General features: G+C 67.6%; 23 protein-coding genes and 1 tRNA gene. 15 read left to right on the forward strand and 9 right to left on the reverse strand.

From position 1 onward, the window contains the following. Positions 1 to 44 precede the first annotated feature (44 nt). Positions 45 to 425: a DUF7528 family protein gene (locus tag NL112_RS18510; RefSeq protein ID WP_350356181.1), complete on the forward strand. Its 381-nt coding sequence runs from the start codon at positions 45 to 47 to the stop codon at positions 423 to 425. Here the strand turns inward: NL112_RS18510 and NL112_RS18515 are convergent. The 4 genes from NL112_RS18515 to NL112_RS18530 form a co-directional block, all read right to left on the reverse strand. Next, complete coding sequence (locus NL112_RS18515) at positions 422 to 1,456, reverse strand: phosphate uptake regulator PhoU (protein WP_255150327.1); 1,035 nt, start codon at positions 1,454 to 1,456, stop codon at positions 422 to 424. The genes NL112_RS18510 and NL112_RS18515 overlap by 4 nt on opposite strands. A gap of 87 nt (positions 1,457 to 1,543) precedes the next feature. After that, positions 1,544 to 2,617: an ATP-NAD kinase family protein gene (locus NL112_RS18520; RefSeq protein WP_255150328.1), complete on the reverse strand. Its 1,074-nt coding sequence runs from the start codon at positions 2,615 to 2,617 to the stop codon at positions 1,544 to 1,546. A gap of 144 nt (positions 2,618 to 2,761) precedes the next feature. Next, on the reverse strand, positions 2,762 to 3,016 hold the full coding sequence (locus NL112_RS18525; protein ID WP_255150329.1) for a DUF7410 domain-containing protein: 255 nt from the start codon (positions 3,014 to 3,016) through the stop codon (positions 2,762 to 2,764). Then, entirely contained in the window at positions 3,013 to 4,371 is a 1,359-nt protein-coding gene (locus tag NL112_RS18530) for a hypothetical protein (RefSeq protein ID WP_255150330.1), read from the reverse strand. The genes NL112_RS18525 and NL112_RS18530 overlap by 4 nt, the downstream gene beginning before the upstream one ends. Positions 4,372 to 4,493: 122 nt before the next feature. Between NL112_RS18530 and NL112_RS18535 the strand changes: the two genes are divergently transcribed. Together NL112_RS18535 and NL112_RS18540 are read left to right on the forward strand one after the other, a co-directional pair. Next, a complete protein-coding gene (locus tag NL112_RS18535; protein ID WP_255150331.1) occupies positions 4,494 to 5,351 on the forward strand; it encodes a cytochrome c oxidase subunit 3 in 858 nt (285 codons plus the stop codon). 69 nt (positions 5,352 to 5,420) lie between these two features. Next, entirely contained in the window at positions 5,421 to 6,239 is an 819-nt protein-coding gene (locus tag NL112_RS18540) for a biotin--[acetyl-CoA-carboxylase] ligase (RefSeq protein WP_255150332.1), read from the forward strand. Here the strand turns inward: NL112_RS18540 and coxB are convergent. Continuing rightward, on the reverse strand, positions 6,236 to 7,072 hold the full coding sequence (gene coxB, locus NL112_RS18545) for a cytochrome c oxidase subunit II (protein WP_255150333.1): 837 nt from the start codon (positions 7,070 to 7,072) through the stop codon (positions 6,236 to 6,238). The genes NL112_RS18540 and coxB overlap by 4 nt on opposite strands. A 101-nt stretch (positions 7,073 to 7,173) precedes the next feature. On the opposite strand from coxB, the gene NL112_RS18550 reads away from it, so the two are divergent. The 6 genes from NL112_RS18550 to NL112_RS18575 all read left to right on the forward strand — a co-directional run bounded on the left by NL112_RS18550 (position 7,174) and on the right by NL112_RS18575 (position 11,651). Next, entirely contained in the window at positions 7,174 to 8,544 is a 1,371-nt protein-coding gene (locus tag NL112_RS18550) for a heme o synthase (protein WP_255150334.1), read from the forward strand. Continuing rightward, positions 8,541 to 9,233 (forward strand): DUF7546 family protein, encoded by a 693-nt coding sequence (locus tag NL112_RS18555; RefSeq protein WP_255150335.1) that lies wholly within the window; start codon positions 8,541 to 8,543, stop codon positions 9,231 to 9,233. The genes NL112_RS18550 and NL112_RS18555 overlap by 4 nt, the downstream gene beginning before the upstream one ends. A gap of 35 nt (positions 9,234 to 9,268) precedes the next feature. Continuing rightward, complete coding sequence (locus NL112_RS18560; RefSeq protein WP_255150336.1) at positions 9,269 to 9,499, forward strand: SelT/SelW/SelH family protein; 231 nt, start codon at positions 9,269 to 9,271, stop codon at positions 9,497 to 9,499. Then, entirely contained in the window at positions 9,500 to 10,423 is a 924-nt protein-coding gene (locus tag NL112_RS18565; RefSeq protein WP_255150337.1) for an ABC transporter ATP-binding protein, read from the forward strand. 58 nt (positions 10,424 to 10,481) lie between these two features. Further along, positions 10,482 to 11,228 carry an ABC transporter permease gene (locus NL112_RS18570; protein WP_255150338.1) on the forward strand — a complete coding sequence of 249 codons (747 nt, stop codon included), beginning with the start codon at positions 10,482 to 10,484 and terminating at the stop codon, positions 11,226 to 11,228. A gap of 66 nt (positions 11,229 to 11,294) precedes the next feature. After that, a complete protein-coding gene (locus NL112_RS18575) occupies positions 11,295 to 11,651 on the forward strand; it encodes a DUF7964 domain-containing protein (protein WP_255150339.1) in 357 nt (118 codons plus the stop codon). Positions 11,652 to 11,655: 4 nt separating this feature from the next. Here the strand turns inward: NL112_RS18575 and NL112_RS18580 are convergent, their stop codons facing one another. Beyond that, positions 11,656 to 12,312: a DUF420 domain-containing protein gene (locus tag NL112_RS18580; protein WP_255150340.1), complete on the reverse strand. Its 657-nt coding sequence runs from the start codon at positions 12,310 to 12,312 to the stop codon at positions 11,656 to 11,658. A gap of 136 nt (positions 12,313 to 12,448) precedes the next feature. Here NL112_RS18580 and NL112_RS18585 point away from each other — a divergent pair, with 136 nt between their 5' ends. Both NL112_RS18585 and meaB read left to right on the forward strand, forming a co-directional pair. Further along, complete coding sequence (locus NL112_RS18585) at positions 12,449 to 12,865, forward strand: cobalamin B12-binding domain-containing protein (RefSeq protein WP_255150341.1); 417 nt, start codon at positions 12,449 to 12,451, stop codon at positions 12,863 to 12,865. Beyond that, positions 12,862 to 13,896: a methylmalonyl Co-A mutase-associated GTPase MeaB gene (gene meaB, locus NL112_RS18590; RefSeq protein WP_255150342.1), complete on the forward strand. Its 1,035-nt coding sequence runs from the start codon at positions 12,862 to 12,864 to the stop codon at positions 13,894 to 13,896. Before NL112_RS18585 ends, meaB begins: the two co-directional genes overlap by 4 nt. Here meaB and NL112_RS18595 read toward each other — a convergent pair whose 3' ends face one another. The 3 genes from NL112_RS18595 to NL112_RS18605 form a co-directional block, all read right to left on the reverse strand. Next, positions 13,897 to 14,304, reverse strand: a complete 408-nt coding sequence (locus tag NL112_RS18595; protein ID WP_255150343.1) for a CoA-binding protein — start codon at positions 14,302 to 14,304, stop codon at positions 13,897 to 13,899. A 51-nt stretch (positions 14,305 to 14,355) separates the two neighbouring features. Beyond that, complete coding sequence (locus NL112_RS18600) at positions 14,356 to 14,961, reverse strand: RAD55 family ATPase (protein WP_255150344.1); 606 nt, start codon at positions 14,959 to 14,961, stop codon at positions 14,356 to 14,358. 96 nt (positions 14,962 to 15,057) lie between these two features. Beyond that, positions 15,058 to 15,915 carry a geranylgeranylglycerol-phosphate geranylgeranyltransferase gene (locus NL112_RS18605; RefSeq protein ID WP_255150345.1) on the reverse strand — a complete coding sequence of 286 codons (858 nt, stop codon included), beginning with the start codon at positions 15,913 to 15,915 and terminating at the stop codon, positions 15,058 to 15,060. 91 nt (positions 15,916 to 16,006) lie between these two features. Between NL112_RS18605 and NL112_RS18610 the strand changes: the two genes are divergently transcribed. The 4 genes from NL112_RS18610 (at position 16,007) to NL112_RS18625 (ending at position 18,619) form a co-directional block, all read left to right on the forward strand. Continuing rightward, positions 16,007 to 16,081 (forward strand) — tRNA-Arg (locus tag NL112_RS18610). Between the two features lie 284 nt (positions 16,082 to 16,365). After that, positions 16,366 to 16,884 carry a DUF7342 family protein gene (locus NL112_RS18615; RefSeq protein WP_255150346.1) on the forward strand — a complete coding sequence of 173 codons (519 nt, stop codon included), beginning with the start codon at positions 16,366 to 16,368 and terminating at the stop codon, positions 16,882 to 16,884. Between the two features lie 4 nt (positions 16,885 to 16,888). Further along, positions 16,889 to 17,332 (forward strand): hypothetical protein, encoded by a 444-nt coding sequence (locus NL112_RS18620; protein ID WP_255150347.1) that lies wholly within the window; start codon positions 16,889 to 16,891, stop codon positions 17,330 to 17,332. A 72-nt stretch (positions 17,333 to 17,404) separates the two neighbouring features. Next, on the forward strand, positions 17,405 to 18,619 hold the full coding sequence (locus NL112_RS18625; protein ID WP_255150348.1) for a hypothetical protein: 1,215 nt from the start codon (positions 17,405 to 17,407) through the stop codon (positions 18,617 to 18,619). The last annotated feature ends 7 nt before the right edge of the window (positions 18,620 to 18,626 follow it).

An 18,626-nucleotide genomic window follows, 5' to 3' on the forward strand; every position in this document is an offset into this window, starting at 1 on the left:
ACGGCGAATCGATTCTGGTCGAGATAGACGGTACCCAGCACCGGCTGTCGCGTGCGGCCGCCCGCGAACTGCAGGCGGCCGTCGGCGACGCGCTGGTCGAGCGCCGCGAGTTCCTGCACACCAGCGGCGAACATCGCGAGGACGGCAGTTACGTCGTCGCGCGCCGCGGTGCCGACAGCGCGGGCAACGAGAAGGTGTTCGACGCGTTCGCACGCGTCGAGCGCCTGTACGAGCGACTGCCCGAGACGTTCACCGCCGAGGACGTGAGCCGGACCGGCATCACCGGCTCCCGGCGCCACATGCTGGTGCGTCACTTCGCGGAGCATCCGGCGTTCGACTGCGCCATTAGCCGCCGGAACCCGTTGACCGTCGAGAAACGAGAGTCGTGCGAGGAGTCGGAGGTGAGCGCCGCGCCTGCCGACTAGGCGATGGTGACGTACTCGCTGTCCTCGTTGAGCGCGAGGTTCGTCGCGATTTCGGCGTTACGGACCGCGTACTGGGCGGTCTGCTGGAGCGCGACCAGCACCTCGCGCACCCGGAGCAGGTCCTCGTTGGACATCTCCGGGAGGTCCATCAGGATGTCGGTCTGCCGGTCGTCGATTTCCCGGAACAGCCGCCGGGTCTCGATGGCGAGGTCGTAGTCGCGCTCGACGGCCGACCGCACGCCTTTCTCGGTCACCTCGTTGACCGAGTCGGTGAACTCGCGGATGCGCCGCATCGTCGCGTCGTCGACGCTGAGGGTGTGACCCTCCGTCTCGAGGACGATTTCGGCGATGTCCTCGGCGTTGTCCGCGGTGAGTTCGAGGTTCTTCGCGATGGAGCGGTAGCCGATGAGCGGGAACCCCGAGTCGAGCCCCACGGCCCGCGCGAGGTTCGGGTTCTGGTAGGCCGTGAAGATGAGGCGGAGCAGGAGGACGAAGATCTTGTTCGCCTGCCGCTCGCGGTTCAGCGCCCGCTGTGCGAGGTCCGGGTTGCCGTGGGCAAGCGCCTTCACCGCCTCGTTGCGCATCGTCGACCCCGTGGATTCGAGGCGTTCGAGCAGGTTGTCGAGCGTGAAGTCCTCCGGGTCCACCGAACACCGGATGGCGATGCGTTCGGGCGTCTCCTCGATGACGCCCAGCCCCATCAGTTGCGTCTCGGCGTTGTAGACGGCGTTGATGGTCTGTGAGTCGAGGGTGCCGCCCTCCTCGACTTCGACCTGGATGACGCGGCGTCCGAGCACGTACTGTGCGAGGATGGCGCGCTCGACGGCGTCCGACTCCAGTTCGTCGGCGTGGATGACCGCCTCCGACTCCTCCTGCTGGACGGACTCCGGCATGACGGTGAGCGTCCCCTTCCCACCGATGCGAAGCGACACCTCGTCGCCCTTCTCGACGTCCTGTGCCTTCGCCCACTCCGCGGGCAGCGTCATCGCCAGCGTCGACGGCCCCAGCCGCTGTACTTTGCGTGTCTCCATATACCGCACCCTCTGCTTTGCACACCCTTAAGGTTCACTAATGGGGGTAAAGACGAATGGCCGGTGATTAGCCAGTGGGGGAGACAATCAGACGACTTTCAGCAGACGGCGCTCGAACTTCCCGACGCGGACCCGTTGCCAGCCCCGGAGCTGTTCGTCGAGGTCCGGGTCGCCAGTGTCGACTCGGAGGACGCCGATGTCCTCGAGTTTCTTGCGGGAGGCGACCACTTCCACCTCGGACTGCCGGATGACCGCGGGGGAAATCTGCGGGTTGCCGCGGCCGAAGATGAACCCCTGGCCGCCGATGGGGGAGACGACGATTCGGTTGGTCTCGCCGAGCGCCGCGAGTATCTCCGACTCGGTGGCGTCGCCCGCCAGCAGGTCGCCGTTGCGCCACACGTCGACGCCCAGCGGCGCGCCGTCGAAGCCGAGTTCCGTCTTCACGGCGTCGAGCGTCGACCCCGGGCCGAGCACGAACGTCGTCTCCGGCTCCTCCATGCAGTCGCCGGCGACGGCCTCCGCGAGCTGTTCGACGGTGCCGCCGCCGATCTGCTTCGACGACTGGAGGTCCTCGCCGACCGGCACCGGCCGGACCGCCTTCAGTTCGGTGTTGACGTCGCCGCCCCGGAACGCGTCCTCGTCGATGTCGTTCACCTCACGGGTCGCGGTGCGGTCGAACGAGACGGCGAGGCGACCGGCCGCCCGCGGCGTCACCGCGAACACCGAGGAGTACACCTTGACGCCCGCGGGCACGCCCAGCATCGGCGTGTCGGCGCCGGACTCGTCCAGTGCCTCCGCCACGTCCACAGCGGTACCGTCCCCGCCGACGAACAGCACGAGGTCAACGTCCGCGTCCACGAACGCCGCGACGGCCGCCCGCGTGTCCTCCCGGGACGTGTCCTCGTCGCCGGGATACCCCACGACCTCGGGGTCGTAGCCGGCCTCACGGGCCTCGTCTTCCCCCATCACGCCGCCGTACGCCAGCAGTTCGACGTCGACACCCTGCTGGCGCATGTGTTCGAGCGCCTGCACCGCCCGGTCGGGCGCGCGCGGTTCGGCCCCCCGGCGGCGAGCCTCCTCGACCTTGTTGTCGGTGCCTTTCAGCCCGACCCGGCCGCCCATCCCGGCTATGGGATTGACCACGACCCCGATGCGTCGCATGCCCACGGGTAGCGCCGGCCGGGACTAAAGGGACGCGGTAGGCGGTTCGGTACCTGCCGGTCCGACGACCCTGGACCGACCGGTGACCCGTCTCGAACGGCCCGCCCGGACCGGCACCCAGGACGGGGAGCGACCCAGCGGCACCTACCGCGCCCCGAGCGAGAAGGCGTAGAGGATGATGAACCCGAAGTAGACGAGCACGAGCAGGCCCAGCGCCTTGTAGCGGTACAGTCGCAGTTCCTGCTCCTCCTGCTCGTGGGCCGTCTCGTACCGCTCGCGTTCGGCGTCGGTGAGTCGGTCCGCGTGGTCGACGCCGAGATGGAGGTCGCGGTACGACTCGCGGGCGAACGCCCGGTCGCAGTACGGACACGTCGGGTCGGTGTCGTGCGTGTCGGTCATACGAACGGTGGGGCGGCGTACGGTCTGGACACTATCCACAGCGAGGTCATCGTGTAGAACACCATCACCAGCGTCAGCGCGTACTGCGAGCGGACGGCCTGCATCCGCGACGGGAACAGGTCGTAGGCGACGGCGTGAGCGACCCACACCGCGAGGACGTGGCCCACGAGCACCGCCGCGAGCGACGCGCCGCCGAGCCACCCCGGGAGGACGAGCGTGTACGCCTGCCCGGGCGATAGCGGGTCCGCGAGCGCCCCCAGGAGCGCGGGCGACAGCGACAGGAAGTAGCCGAGATAGTGGGCGAGATGGTAGCCGGCGGCGATAGCCAGCAACGAGGGGGCGAACCGGCGGGCGAGGACGCTCTCGTCGAGGCGCGTCTCCGCGTGGCCGGCGCCGTACCGCACCGCCAGCAGGTAGGCCGCGTAGAACACCGCGAAGCCGGCGAGAAGCGCCGCCGGATACAGCAGGGCCGCCGGAACGCCCGCGTCGACGACGGCCCGTGCGAAGTCGGCCCAGGGGGGCGTCCCGACGAGACCGTCGAACGTCGTCCCCCACAGGAGGGCGACGACGAACGCCACGTCCCCGCGCCCGTCGAGGCTGTCCGTCTCCAGTCCCGACCCCGGGAGCCGGAGTCGGAGTCCGTCGGAACCGCGCTCTGTGGGCGCGACCATCCCGTAGGAGCGGAACACACGCGAGACGGGGTCGACCGTCTCGAAGTAGCGCGCGCCGAACAGCACGTACCCCCCGAGTGCGAGCGCCGTGTAGCCGACGACGACGGCCGCGAGCAGTCGCGGGTCGTCCGCGAGCGGGCTCACCACCTCCATCCACACCAGCGCCAGCAGACCGGCCGTCGAGAGCCACGCGCCGTCGACCGGCACCGGACGGTCGAGCGACGGAAGACGGCGGGCCATCGTCCGCCACGGGTTCAACGCGGGCCAGGCGTTCCCGACGAGGTAGGCGGCCATCGCCAGTCCGGCCCACCAGCCGACCCACACGACGAGGACGGCGGCGTTGCGGAGCGGGGCGGCCGGGCCGAGGAAGCCGGCGGCGACGACGCCGGCCACCGCGAGAACGCCGACGACGCGGGCCGCGGCCACGAGCGCGTCGCCGACGGGTACGTCGAGTTCGCGGCGGCGCTCGTGGACGCGCGCGAGGAACTCGCGGTCGGTGGCGAACGACGACAGCAGGAAGGAGACGCCGACGACGCCCCCGCCCGTCGCGAGGAACAGCCACGTCGGCACGTCGAGCGAACGGCCGGCACCGCCGCCGAGGCTCCCTCCGTGAGCCAGCGCTCGCCCGACGAACGGGAGGAGCGCGGCGAGCGCGAGGAGTCGGGCGGTGCGGCGGCGACTCATCGACGGCGGTAGTGGCCGTGGGCAGGTATACCCGTCGGAGTCGGGCGGGAAGCCGGCAGAACTCGCCCCGGGGGGCGCCGCGAGTAGGAGGGTTTTTGCCAGTCCACTCGTTAGCGGCGCGTATGAGTCACGCGGACGAAGCAGACGACCACAGCCACCACCTCCCCGCGGTCGACGACTGGCCACAGGGGTTCGGGGAAGCCTCGTGGTGGCCGTTCGTCACCGCCCTGGGCGCGGCCGGCTTCTACATCGGCGCGGCGCTGTACGTCCTGTCGACCGGCGAGTCGCCCATCGTGCCGACGCTGTACGGCCCGGCGGTGTTCATCGGTAGCGCCTTCGTGTTCCTCACCGGCCTCTACGGCTGGGTGTACCACGCGTTCGTCAAGTCGTTCTGGGACGGCGAGGGGCACGGCACCGGCCTGAGGTTCGGGATGCTCGCGTTCCTCGGGAGCGAAATCGCCACGTTCGGCGCCGGGTTCGTCTACTACTTCTTCATCCGCTCGGACGCCTGGACCAACCTCCCGCCGCTCGTCGAGAGCGGGCACATCTTCTCGTCGCTGGTCATCGCCAACACCGTCATCCTGGTCATCTCCTCTATTACCCTGCATTACGCCCACGTCGCGCTCATCAACGGCGACCACAGCCGATTCAAGGGTCTACTCGGCGTGACCCTACTGCTCGGGTTCATCTTCCTCGGCGGGCAGGTGTACGAGTACTACGAGTTCATCGTTCACGAGAACTTCACCATCTTCGGCGGCGCGTACGCGTCGGCGTTCTACGGGCTGACCGGCCTCCACGGCCTCCACGTCACGCTCGGTGCTGTCCTGCTGTCCATCGTGTTCGTTCGCGCGCTGTACGGCCAGTACTCCGCGGAGAAGCACACCTCCGTCTCCACCGTCTCGATGTACTGGCACTTCGTCGACGTCGTCTGGGTGTTCCTCGTCGTCGTGCTGTACGCCGGCGCGGTCATCAACCTGTAACCGGTCCGTTCTCCACTCGTTTTCGACCCGAGCAGACAGATTCACGGCGCGCGCGCCGCTCGTTCGCGCATGGACGAGGCCACGCTCTCACAGCGACTCGGCGTGCCGGTCACCGTCTTCGAGTCGACGCCCGACACCAGTGCGTATCTGCGCCGCGAGGCACGCGACGGGGCGCCCCACGGGACGTTCGCGGTAGCGAACGAACTCACGGCCGCACGCGGCCGGTCGGGAGACGGGTGGGCCGCACCGCCGGGTGGCGTCTGGTCGTCGACGCTTCTGTACCCCGAGTTCGGGCCCGAACACGTCGGCCGACTCACGTTCGCGGCCGGCGTCGCCGTCGCCGAGGCGGCCCGCTCGTTCGGCGTCGACGCGGCGCTGAAGTGGCCCAACGACGTTGTCGTCGAGCGGGAGGGGACGATGAAACTCGCGGGCGTGCTGACCGAGGCCGTCGTCGACGCCGTCCCCGTGGCTGGCAAACCGGTCGACGAGGCGCTCGACGACCCCGGCGAACTGGAGTGTGTCGTGCTGGGCGTCGGGGTCAACGCCGACCTCGACCCGGCGGACCTCGACACCGACCGGGCGGTGACGACCGTGCGTGCCGAGACTGGAGGCGCGGTCGACCGCGAGGAGGTAGCGGCCCGGATGCACGACCGCCTGCTGGACCGCGCGGCACGGGCCGAGACCGACGAGGGGTTCGCGGCCGTGCTCGACGACTGGCGCGAGCTATCGGTCACCCTGGACCAGCCGGTCCGGGTCGAACTCGGGACGGACGAGACGCTCGTCGGAACCGCGACCGACGTCGACGCGACCGGCGCGCTACTGGTCGAAACGGAGGCCGGGCGAAAACGAGTGACTGAAGGCGACTGCGAGACGCTTCGACGACGCTAGGGCTGAGCGAGCGCCGCCGACTCGTTGCCCGAGGACTCGGTCATGCCGGATTTCTGCTCGTCGAGCCAGTCCTGGTACTCCTGCTGGGAGACGACCTCTATCTTGCCCAGCATCGCGGAGTGGCCGACGCCACAGTACTCCGCACAGTAGAGCTGGTAGGTGCCCTCCTCGTAGGCGACCGTCGAGATGGTGTTGTACTTCTCGGGGAACGCGTCCTGCTTGAGCGCGAGCTTCGGGACGTGGACCGCGTGGAGCCAGTCGGTCGAGGTGACGTGCATGTAGACGGTGGTGTTCTTCGGTATCACCATCGTCCCCTGGGTCGAGACGTACCGGGACTCGTTGCCGTTCACCGTCGCCTCGGGGTAGTTGAACGTCCAGAAGTACTTCTGGGCGACCACCTCCACCTCGACGACCTCGTCGTCCTGCCCCTGGGGCGGACCGACCGCACCCGGGAAGTCGTGTGTGGTCGCGGGCTGGACCGCGTTCGGGTTCGACGCCGCGGTGACGCCGCCGATGGCCGTGACGCCGAGCAACTGGTAGGCGGCGAAGCCGACGAACAGCAGGATGATGGCCGTCGCGACCGTCCAGGTGATCTCCAGACGGCGGTTCTCCTTGGTCGGCTGGGGGTCGTCGTTGTCCTTGAACCGGACGACGGTGTAGATGAGGATGACCTCGACGAGGATGGTGATGGGAATCGCGACGTAGAGGAGCTTGGAGTTCAGCCCCTGGATGAGATCCTCGTTCAGCGAGGCCTGCGCGGCCGCCGGTTCGACCGCCAGCGCCAACAGCGCGACGAGACCGGCGACCAGCGCACCCGTACGCTTCCGTATCATTACTCGCGGCTTAGGAGTGTCCCCACATTAACCCCGCGATGTGCGTACGGGCGTGGGGAAGCGGGGCGACTAAGTACGGCCGGGTCCACGTTCGACTAGAGATGCCGCGGGGGACCGTCACGACGATGCTCGGGGCCGCGGTCGTCGGCGTCTACCTGCTGGTCGTCGCCGGCGCCACCGCCACCGTCGCGGACGCGGCCGTCGCCTGCTCGACGTGGCCGGTGTGTGCGCCCAGTTCGACGGCCGCGCTCGTCGCGCTGGGGCACCGCGCGGTCGCCGCCGCCGTCGGCCTGCTCGTCGTCGCCACGGCGGCGCTGGCGTGGCCGCGCGTCGAGCACCGCGTGCAGGCCGCGCTCGCGGTCGCCGTCCTGCTGTACCCGCTCCAGGTGGCCGTCGGCCGCGTCGTCGCGCTCGGACCGACCGCCGCGACGCGGCCGCTCCACCTCGGCGCCGGGATGGCCATCTTCGCGGCGCTGACAGCGGCGCTGGCGTGGCACCTCGAGGCCGAGACGGGACGCGACGACGCCCCCGAGGAAGGCGTCACGCCCCGACGTGACCTGCCCGACGCGCCCCCCGAGGAGACCCCCACCTTCGACTCGACGCTCGACCGCCTGAAAGCGACCGCGTGGGCCTACTTCCGGCTGACGAAGCCCCGGCTGATGTGGCTACTCGCGCTGGTCGCCGCCGCGGCGATGGCGCTGGCGGCCGGGCCGGGCCTCGCCGTCGACACCGTCCTGTACACGCTCGGCGGCGGCGTGCTCGCCATCGGCGCGTCGGGCACGTTCAACCACGTCCTCGAGCGCGACATCGACCGCCGGATGAACCGCACCAGCGACCGCCCGCTGGCGGTCGAACTCGTCCCCGTGCGCAACGCCGTCGCCTTCGGCCTCCTGCTTGCCGCGCTGTCGCTCGTCGCGTTCCTCCAGGTGAACGCGCTGGCGGCCGCACTCGGCGCGACGGCCATCGTGTTCTACTCGGTCGTCTACACGCTCCTCCTGAAGCCGAACACCGTCCAGAACACGGTCATCGGCGGCGCCGCCGGCGCGCTCCCGGCGCTCATCGGCTGGGCCGCCGTCACCGGCGACGTGGGACTGCCGGGTGTGGTGCTCGCGGGCGTCATCTTCCTGTGGACGCCCGCCCACTTCTACAACCTCGCGCTCGCGTACAAGGACGACTACGAGCGCGGCGGCTTCCCGATGATGCCCGTCGTGCGCGGCGAAACCGAGACCAGGAAACACATCCTCTGGTATCTCGCGGCGACGCTCGTCGCGGCGGGCGCGCTCGCGGCCATCACCGGCCTCGGGGTGGTGTACGCCGTCACCACCGTCCTGTTCGGCGGCGTGTTCCTGTGGGCGGTCGTCCGCCTCCACCGCGAGCAGACGACCGACGCCGCCTTCCGCGCGTTCCACGCCTCGAACGCCTATCTCGGCACCGTCCTGCTCGCGGTGGTCGTCGACGCGCTCGCCGTATGAGCCACGCGCTCGCCACCCGCCCGGACCGGGGGACGCTCCTCTACTGGGCCGCCGTCGTGAACGCCGAACTGCTGGTCGTCCTGTTGTACTTGCTGTTCGTCACCGGACCGCCCGACTCGCTCCGGTTCGTTCTGCTGGTGACGTACCCGTTCGTCTGGCTGAACGTCGCGTGGTGGGCCTACCGGTCGACGGACCCGCCGGCGGCCGGCCGCCGGACGAGGGTCGGGGCCGGCGCCCTCGCGGCGGGCTACTTCCTGCTTCTGGCGTACGTCGGCGGCCTCGTCCAACCGGGTATCGGCGACCTCGCCACCGGCTTCCGGGTCGTCACCTACCAGGTGCCGCCCGGATTCGCGCCCGCGGTGCTGTACAGCGGGTCGGCGGTCGTCGTCAACCTCATCCCGTTCAAACTCGCGGGCTATCTGGCGCTCGCGTATCTCGTGTACGTCACCGCCCTCGACGTGTCGGGGTCGGTCGCGGCGGGCGTCGTCGGCCTGCTGTCCTGCGTGTCGTGTACGTTCCCGGTCATCGCGGCTATCGTCTCGGGCGTGACGGGGTCGGCGGCGTTCGCCGCGACCGTCGCCGGGGGGTCGTACGGACTCTCGACGCTGGCCTTTCTCGTCACGGTCGGCCTGCTCCGGTGGCGACCCGACGTGAGCGACCTGTCGCGGCTCCGGTCGCGCATCGGATAGGGAGGCTTACGGCCCCGCGGGCGCAACGCCTGGCCATGACCGACGTCGAAATCGAGTACTGCGTCCCCTGCGGGTTCCTCGACCGCGCACAGGACGTCCAGCACGCGCTTCTGAGTTCGCTCGGGCAGGAGATAGACCGCTGTGCGCTGGTCACCGGCGACCACGGCGTGTTCCGGGTCCGCGTCGACGGCCACACCGTCTACGACAAGGAGGAAGACGAGTACGACGTCGACCAGATAGTCCGCGACGTCCGTTCGCGCCTGTAGATGCCGGCGGTCGTCGCACGCGACGTTCGCAAGCGGTACGGCGAGACGGTGGCGCTCGACGGCGTCTCCCTCGCAGTCGACGAGGGCGAGGTGTACGGCCTCATCGGGCCGAACGGCGCGGGGAAGACGACGCTCGTCCGGGCGCTGACCGGCACTACGGCTCCCGAAGGGGAGGTAGAACTGCTGGGGACGCGCCCCGCCGACGCCGACCCCCAGCGGGTCGGTCTGCTCCCGCAGGAGTTCGGCCCGCCCGAGCGGCTGACGGCCCGCGAACTCCTCGACTACTACGGCGGCCTCTACGAGACGGCCCGCGACACCGACGCCGTGCTCGCGGACGTGGGGCTGGCGGACGCGGCCGACACCCACTACGAGAACCTCTCGGGCGGACAGAAGCGGCGCGTCTGCGTCGGCACCGCGCTCGTCAACGACCCCGACGTGCTGTTTCTCGACGAACCGACGACCGGCATCGACCCCCAGGGTCGCCGCGACGTGTGGGCGCTCGTCGAGGAACTCGCGGACGCGGGGACGACGGTGCTTCTCACCACCCACTACATGGAGGAGGCCGAGCGGCTCTGTGACCGCGTCGGCCTGCTCGCTGACGGGCGGCTGGTCGCCGCCGGCCCACCCGACACGCTCGTCGCGGAGTACGGCGGCACGCCCCGCGTCGAGGTTCGGGCCGACGACGAGGGCGCCGCCGCACAGGCGCTGGAAGCCGCGGACTACCGACTCGTCCCCGACGAGCGCCGCCTGGTCGTCGACGACGTGGCGCCCGAGGACGTGGGAAGGCTGGCCGACAGCCTCGCCGAGGCAGGCGTCGAGTACGACGGCCTGCTGTGGCGACGCCCGGACCTCGAGGAAGTGTACCTGCAGTTGACGGGACAGACCGTCGGGAGCGGCGGCGACCCGCGGGAGGTGGGCGAGTGAGCCGCGTCGTCGAGCGGAGCGGGACGACGAATCGAGCGAGCGGTGCCCGGAGGGAGCCGTGAGCCGACTCCGCCGCGTCCGCTCGGAGGCGGTCGCCGCCGGCAAATCGTTCCTGCGCCGGCGCACGGCCGTCTTCTTCACGTTCTTCTTCCCGGCCATCATCATCCTCATCTTCGGCGCGTTAGTCCAGACTGCGGGGGGGTCGGGTGGCCTGTTCACCGAGCCCGCAGGCTACTACGTGCCGGGGTATCTCGCCGTCGTGGTGCTGTTCACGCCGCTGTCCCGGGTCGGGAGCGAGGTGGCGCGCCACCGGGACGGTAACCGCTTCGAGAAACTGGCGACGACGCCGCTTCGCCGCTGGGAGTGGCTACTCGGACAGACGCTCGTCAACGTCGCGGTCATCGGCCTCGCGGCGGCGGGCATCCTCGTGCTGGTGACGCTCGTCACCGACGCCGCCATCCGGCCCTCGGTCCTGCTGGTTCCGTTCGTCGCGCTCGGCGTGGCGCTGTTCTGCGGCTTCGGCGCGATACTCGGCCGGGTCGCCGACTCGCAGGACGGGGTGGTCGCCGCCTCGAACGGGGTCGCGCTCCCCCTCCTCTTTCTCTCGGAAACGTTCGTGCCGCCGTCGCTGTTGCCCGACTGGCTCCCCCTCGGTGTCTCGCCGCTCACGTACTTCTCGCGGGGGGTGCGCGCCGCGACGTACACCGGTGACGCGCGCGCGGCGGTCGTGAACCTCTCGGTGCTGGCCGTCCTCGCCGTCGGCTTCTTCGTCGTCGGCGCGTTCCTCCTCCCGCGGACCGACTGACGCCGGGCGGAGCCGCCGCGCTCCCGATACCGTCAGCGGTAACTCCCGCGAGCGCCGACCCGAGGTATGGAACTCTCGTCGCTCCCCGCCCGGCCGCTGGAGCTTGGGGAACTGCAGGAACTCAACGATAGCGGACGCTTTCGTGCGGTGTTCCCGGGCGCGGTGTTCGACCTCGAGGACACCGAGTACAAACTCGTCCCGGTCGCGGTGCTCGTCACCGACGGGTCGGTCGTCGCGGTGGGGTACGACTTCGAGGACGGGTGGACGACGGTGTCGACCGAGTCCGCGGCCGACGCCGACGACGAACTGAAAGCGCAGGTGGAGGCGGCCGGGCAGACGCTCCAGCGGTGGGCCCGCGAGACGAACCAGCGGTGGACCGACTCCGACGGCGCGAGCGCCCTGCTCGAGGAGTTCAAGGCGTAGCCGGCTACCGGCGTAGCGACGGGCCGGCGACCAGAAGCAGGAGCGCACCGCGGCGCACCGCCTCCCACGAGTAGACGTGGTTGAGCATGACGTACGTGAGGATGCCCAGCGCGAGGCTGACGGTCCAGGCCGCAACCGCGATGCGGCCGTAGCGGGCGTGGCTCGTCTCCGCGAGTTCCGCCGGCGTGTGGGTGAGACCCAGCACCACGGCGTACAGCACGACCGGGACGGAGACGACCGACAGGAGGATGTGGACCGCGAGCATCCCGAGGTAGAGGGGTTCGACGATGCCGGCGTAGGCGGCGAGGAACTGCCCCTGCTCGATGACGATGCTCTTCTCGAACCCGCCGCCCACCTTCGTCACGTAGACGACGAGGAACAGCATGATGAGCCCGAACGCGGAGAGCATCGCGGCGCGGTGGCGGCGTATCTGACGGCTACGGATGAAGTAGGTGCCGGCCAGAAGCGCGGTCAGCGCGAGCGTGTTGATGACGGCGATGAGGTCCGACAGCACCAGCACCAACTCCCGCGAGATGTCGGGAATGGGTATCAGGCCGGCGAACGCGCCGATGACGACGGCGTAGCCGACGACCGAAACGACGGCCGTCACCGCGCGTACGTGCTCCTTGACGAACCCGGGGCCGGCGTCCGCTGTTGCCATACCCGGGGGTCGGCCGCGAGCCACCTGACGCTTCCGCTTTCGGCACGTCTGAAACTTCGGTTGTGTTTCCGCAACCGATGCTGATTCCGGCGGAGCCTCCGTTAGAGTGAAACACCCTCACTCCGGAGATATTTGCATGAGCACCGAACAGGAGCAACGGACCATCCGCTGTCTCGTCGCCAAGGTCGGGCTTGACGGCCACGACCGCGGCGCACACGTCATCGCCCGGGCGTTCCGGGACGCCGGCTTCGAGGTCATCTACTCGGGCCTCCACAAGTCACCCGACGAAATCGTTCAGGCGGCCGTCCAGGAGGACGTCGACGTCATCGGCATCTCCATTCTGTCGGGCGCGCACAACACCCTGGTGCCGAAGGTCATCGACGGCCTCAAAGAGTACGACGCGTTCGAGGACACGCTCCTTCTCGTCGGCGGTATCGTCCCCGAGGAGGACCGCGCCGACCTCCGCGAGATGGGTGTCGCCGAAATCTTCGGCCCCGGTGCCTCGATGGAGGAGACCATCGAGTTCGTCCGCGAGAACGCGCCCGAGCGATGAGCGAGGAGGACCTCGTCGAGGACCTCCTGGCCGGGAAACACCGCGCGCTCGCCCGGGTCATCACGAAGATAGAGAATCGGTCGCCGGGCTACCGTGACCTCGTGAGCGACCTCCACCAGCACACCGGCGACGCCGACATCATCGGCATCACGGGGTCGCCGGGCGCCGGCAAGTCGACGCTCGTCGACAAGATGGCCAACGCCTACCGCGAGCAGGGGCTGACCGTCGGCGTCATCGCCATCGACCCCTCCTCGCCGTTCACCGGCGGCGCGGTGCTGGGCGACCGCATCCGCATGGCCTCGAACGTCGGGGACATGGACGTGTTCTTCCGGTCGATGTCCGCCCGCGGCACGCTCGGCGGCCTCTCGACGGCGACGACGGACGCCGTGAAGGCGCTCGACGCGTTCGGCAAGGACAAGATAATCATCGAGACGGTCGGCGCCGGCCAGAACGAGGTCGACATCGTGAAGACCGCGGACACGGTCGCCGTCCTGGTGCCGCCGTCGTCGGGCGACGACGTGCAGATGCTGAAGGCCGGCATCCTCGAGATAGCGGACGTGTTCGTCGTCAACAAGGCGGACCTGGCGGGCGCGGACCGCACGGTGAAGGAGCTACGGGAGATGGTTCACATGCGGGACGCCTCGCCGCTGGCGGGCCACCACGGCGCGGACGCGGTCGCGGACGGCGACGACGCGAGCGACGACGATGACGACGAGTGGGAGCCGCCCATCGTCGAGACGGTCGCGAACTCCGGTGAGGGGCTCGAGGCGTTCCTCGACACGCTCGCGGACCATCGTACGTGGCTCGTCGACGCCGGCGAGCGCGAGGCGAAGGTGCGGACGCGCTACGCCGAGGAGATCCGCGCGCTCCTGCGCGAGGACACGGCCGACCTCCTGGAACAGGAGATAGCGGCCCGCGGTGGTCTCGACGCGTTCGTCGACCGGGTGGTCGAGCGCGAGACCGACCCGTACAGCGTCGCGGACGACCTCGTGGGACCGATAGCCGACTGCGTCGCCGACGAGCGGGAGTAGTCAGCCCCGGAGCCGCTGGTGGACGACCTTCATACACTCGTCCTGAACGAACCGGCGGCCCGACTCGCGGACCCGTTCGCCCGACTCGTCGTCGCGGATGCCCAACTGGAGCCAGACGGTGTCGACGTCGTCCCGGTCGAGCACCGAGTCGACGATGCCCGGCACCTCCTCGGCTGGCCGGAACACGTCGACGACGTCGATTTCCTCGTCGACCTCGTCGAGCGAGTCGTACGGCTCGCGGTCGAATATCTCGTCGGCGTAGGGGTTGACCGGGATGACCTCGTAACCGTGCTCCCGCAGGTAGTTCGGGACACCGTGGGCCGCCTTCCCCGGCGTGGCCGAGCAGCCGACGACGGCGATGGTGTCGGCATCGAGTATCTCGTCGAACTCCGAGTCTGTCGTGACCATACACCAACGTCGGACCGGCCCGACGAAAAACTGCCCGCATCGTGACCGGTCTCAGGGCAAGCGGTCGGTGACTGCGCCGTCGGCGTCGAGTTGGAGGAGACCGTCGAACAGCTGTGAGACGGTGTGCATCGTCTCCTCGTCGTGAGCGTCGGCGTCGACGACGAACAGCCCGAGCGCGCCCGCGTTCTCGATGCGGGAGGTGAACACGTGGAGGAAGCGGAACACCGTCTGGACGTCCGAATACGTCAACAGCGTCGACACGGAGACGAACAGCAGGCGGGTGCGCGAGAGTCCGCGCACGTCGAGGAACGCCTCCAGTAGCTCCGAGGACTCGATGCCGATGCCGGTCATGTCCTCCGGCGATGCGGCGTACTGGACGTTGTCGGCGTCGAGGACCGTCCCGTGGCCCTGCTGTTTGGTGACGCAGTCGACGACGCCGACCGGCGCGTCAACGCCGAACAGGTCGGGGTAGCTGGCGCGCACTCGCGGGGCGCTCTCGCGGTTCATGATGACGACGCTCCCCTCGCCGCGCTCGGACCCGTGTCGCAGGACGCCGTAACCGAGCGCCGCCTTCCCGCTCAACGGCGGCCCGGAGACGAGGACGTTCGTGCCCGGGGCGACCTCCCGGTCGCCGAGCGGCCCCCCCAGCTCATACATCGGTACCCCTCACGGAGCAGGTGGTACGGACGGGGGAGGATGAACCGTGCATCGTTTCGTATGGCTCCTGACTCGCATTTAGCGTTTGTGCTTGGATTACACGGCGATTCGCCCGACGACGAACGCGAGAGCCGCAAGTAACTGGCCGTATTTCAACCACGTCTGTCCCCGCGTCGCGTCGTCGAAGCTCCAGTAGCCGGCCGCGAGCATCACCGCGTCCGCCGGCAGGACGGCCGCGAGATACGCCACCCCGAAGGTGCCAAGCAGGTACGGGGCCGGGCTGGCGAGCACCGCGAACGCGAGCGCGACTGCCGCCGTGACCAGCGCCGCCCGCTCGCCGTACGCGATGGGGAGGGTGTTCAGCCCCTCCTCGCGGTCGCCGGCGACGTCCTCGACGTCTTTCACCACCTCCCTGGCGAACGTCGCCAGCGCCGCCAGCACGAACAGGACGACGACCGGCCGGAGGCGGCCGCCGACGGCCACCCCGCCGAACAGGAACGTCGACCCGCCGAGATAGCCGACCAGCGCGTTGCCGACGCCCGGCAACCCCTTGAACAGTTCCGTGTACGCCACCAGCGCGAACAGGTTGACGACGGCGATGCCGATGGCAAGCGGCGGCAACAGAAGCGCCATCGCCACCGCGCCGCCGAACAGCGCGACGGCGAAGACGAGCGCACCCCGCGGGGAGACGGCACCGCGCGGAATCGGCCGGTCGGGCGCGTTGATTCGGTCTATCTCCCGGTCGAAGTAGTCGTTGATGGCGTTGCCCGCGCCGACCGCGAGGACGGTGGCGACGACGGCCGCACCGGCCCGGAGTTCCGGGGCGGTGGCGACGAGCAGGCCCGCGGGACCGCCACCGAGGCCCGCGACGAACGCGCCGATGAACGTCAACAGCCCCGACAGCAGGGCGTTGCCCGGCCGCGTCAACTCGACGAGCCCCCGGAGCCGTTCCATGCGCCGGGGTGGTGGCGGACGTGGCTTGAACGCGTCGGATTCTGCCGGCGATGGAAGGGCTTTTGGCGGGGAGCGCGCTACGGCAGAGCGAGGGCGCTTAGCTCAGTCTGGACAGAGTGCGTGGCTTCGGACCACGTTGCCGCGGGTTCAAATCCTGCAGCGCCCATCCTGCCGCATAACACCTAGGAGTCAACAGACGGCGACGTGGTGTATTTAAACCTTCCTCCGATATTGGAGTAGAGTTCATTATGCCACGTCATCCCCATCTCCTCCGTCGTGCGATTTGCTGGAGTCAAGATTACCGTAGTTCGTCATAAAGATACTGGCGCGTGGTCTCTGAATGGCTCCGGAACCGCTCGCACGCGGCGAGGCTTCCCCCTCTTGCTGTAGTTTGGTTCAATAGTTTGTATTCCCCGTAGAATTATTGCAGTCCAGAGCGAACGTCTGTGTATGACTGATGCGCCGGGAGCCGAGCGCTGGAAAGAACACCAGAGCGCCTTTGACCGCGTGCGCGCGGTCGCCGTTACAGTTTCCGAACCCAAATCGGCGGACTGGATTGCAGAGCAAGCTCACGTCGCGGGTAACACTGCGCGTGACCACCTCCAGCGGCTCGTTGAGATGAACGTTCTCCGGACCGTCTCTGGGGGTACCGCAACTCAGTACGAACCTGACCCGCTCTACACGAGAATGCAGGCACTCCGCGACCTCCTCAACAACCGCGACCGCGATGACCTTCTCGAATTGCGTGGCGACCTACAAGAACGGATTGAGGAGTGGCAGTCCGAGTACGACGCGGATTCACCGAGTGAGCTTCGCGAGCAGGCGGCACATTCCGATACTGCTGAGAAAACGCGCGAGATGCGCCGAACTGCGAACGACTGGGACATCATCGCGTATCGTCTCCAGCTCGTCGAGGACGCTATCGAACACTACTCCGACTACGCTGGGAGTGCCCCAGCACCCGCCTGACCGAATGTTCGCCTTCGACGGCGGCTATGACCCCGGGCAGGTATCGCACACGATTCTGCTCGAACTCAGACGTACGATTGAGCGGCATCCTGCCGTTCAACATGCGAGTGGGGAACCACCCGGCCAATTCATCCGTGTCGTTGCGACGCTTGACCCGGCCATCCTCGGCAGCGAAGCAGACGAGGGAACACTCACGATTCGTTGGTATGCGGGTGAGACTACCGACGCGGACCCTGAGTTCGTCTTTCACTACAGCGAAAGCTCGGGTTTCGACTGTGGGTGGCACCACGAACCAAATCCGCACGTAGACAGGTGGGCGCACTATCAAGAACGTCCGGCGGCTAATGACGAGTACGTGTATGAGGCTATCTCCTTCAGCAGTCTCCAGCCAGTTCCGTTGCTCTGGGAAATCCTCGACCGGCTCGAAATCCGTCTCAGTAACCACTGAGCTCTTTCCAATGAAGCAAGCAGGCCTGAACGACGGTCAAAGTTCTTTGTCCCTTCCTGTCGATATTGGTGTATGGTCAACACAATGACCTTCATTGCGGTGATTCTACTTGCAGCTCTGTTCTTTGGTGTTCTCCCAGTTGTGTTGGCTCTGGTTACCTCTCAGCTTCTCGGACTACTGAGTGCTACTGTTCTCGTCGGATTGTCCGCAGTCGGAGTAACAGTGCTCTATGCCGCTCTTGTCTGGTTCCGGCGTTCGCTCTGGGTGGCGCTGGTAGACATAGGAGCGTTGTGTCTGGTTACCGTTGGATGGGGCATCTCGAAGTTTGCAACCGCAATCCGCAAACTCGGTACTATCATCTCGTTTATGGCGTGGGTAAAGGCGGTCTTAGGGCTTTATCCGGGGAAAGATTTCATCAAAAACCGACGGGAAGACGTTGTTCAACGGGGAGTCAAGTACCACGAACGTGGTGAGATTGAAATTGAGGACTCACCCGAAACCCTCGCTCGGGACACGCGGCAAGCATACGATGAGGCCGGTCGTCGGCTTTCAAACGGAGAAGCAGTTCTTGGACTCACGCTTGCAGGTGTAACGCTCCTTCCATCTAATTCACCCACAGTCCCATACTCGGGACTACTCAGTTCGCCAGCGGTTGGTGCGAGCCTATCGGTGGCCCTCGTACTGGTTGTCACCCTCCGCCTCTCGGCCTTGGACATGGTATTAGTTCGAGACCCCACAGACTCAGAAGAACTCGCCCGATTGGCGGTTTACCGGGATTGGAACAGAACAATGTCAAGCGGTGCTGAGGTCGTTAAGGCGCTTTTGATGTTTCGAGTTATGCGAAGTATAAACGACTCAGCCTACGACTTCTATCTTGACTGGGTACTTGAAAAAGATATTAACGGGGAGGGGGTAGGAACGATAGAACTTCTACTCGAACTGAGGAGACCGATGTTTGCTTTCCACATCGCCGAACGTGAGGGTATCTCTCCGTCTGAAGCGAGCAGAGAACTCTACGGCTGGGACGTATTCTCAGGATTCAGTTTTGGCCCCGGAGAAAACCACTCACCACCGGATGAAATCCCAACTTCTCGTTTTGACAGTGCGTTACTCCCGTTACTTCGTCTGAAATACGAAATCAGAGATGTGGTTCGAATCGTTAGAGCCCACCAATTTGCTGAGAAAGAAAACATAGCGCCTGAAGAAGCGAGCAGAGAACTTTATGATGAAAACGTGATTCCTGAACCAACTGGTGAATCTGAAGACGAACAAGAGTCAGATGGCTAGAGGCGAT

Origin of the sequence: Halorarius halobius (assembly GCF_024298865.1) — an archaeon.
GTDB classification, from domain to species: Archaea; Halobacteriota; Halobacteria; order Halobacteriales; family Haloarculaceae; genus Halorarius; species Halorarius halobius.